The sequence below is a fragment of the Pseudomonas sp. 05T35 genome (assembly GCF_056396605.1).
Window position 1 is genome coordinate 1 of record NZ_JBFTLU010000798.1, and the last position, 925, is coordinate 925.

The 925-nt window shown below is 60.0% G+C and carries 1 protein-coding gene; it reads left to right on the forward strand.

The window, feature by feature from the left end; all coding sequences use genetic code 11:
- Positions 1-819, forward strand: an 819-nt coding sequence (locus AC1DH9_RS29915) for a U32 family peptidase C-terminal domain-containing protein (protein WP_477809425.1), incomplete at its 5' end; no start/stop codon positions are given.
- Positions 820-925: the final 106 nt, after the last annotated feature.

Genomic DNA, 925 nt, shown 5'->3' on the forward strand with positions numbered 1-925 from the left:
GCATTGTGCATGGCCTACTCCGGGCGCTGCCTGCTGTCGGGTTACATGAACAAGCGTGATGCCAATCAAGGCACCTGCACCAACGCCTGTCGCTGGAAATACGCCGCACAACCTGCCACGGAAAACACCGTGGGCGAGATCGTTCAAGCGTTCACTCCAGAGCCAACGCTGGGCATCGGCGCACCCACCGACCAGGTGTTTTTGCTCCAGGAAGCCAACCGCCCCGATGAACTGATGCCAGCCTTCGAAGACGAACACGGCACCTACATCATGAACGCCAAGGACCTGCGCGCGGTGCAGCATGTCGCTCGCTTGACGCAGATGGGCGTCCACTCGTTGAAGATCGAGGGCCGGACCAAATCGCACTTCTACTGCGCCCGGACCACTCAGGTCTACCGCCGCGCCATCGACGATGCCGTGGCCGGCCGCGAGTTCGATCGTAGCCTGATGACCGACCTTGAATCCCTGGCCCAGCGTGGCTACACCGAAGGTTTCCTGCGTCGGCATGTGCACGACGAATACCAGAACTACCAGAACGGCAGCTCGGTGTCGGAGCGTCAGCAGTTCGTCGGTGAGCTGACCGGTGAGCGCCGTGATCGGCTGGCCGAGGTCAAGGTGAAGAACCGCTTTGGTTTGGGCGATCACATGGAATTGATGACGCCCAAAGGCAATTTCCACTTCGACTTGCATCAATTGCAAAGCGCCAAAGGCGAGGCGATTGAAGTGGCGCCGGGAGACGGACACACCGTGTACCTGCCGATTCCGGATGCAGTGGATTTGAAGTTCGGGTTGTTGATGCGGGATGTGACAGTAGTTTAGCCACGATTGGCGGATACTCCCCCCGTAGCAGCTGCCGAGCCCGCGAGGCTGCGTTCGGCCGCGAAGCGGTCGTGAAATCAGGCAGCGCGTTTTTTCAGGTAAACCG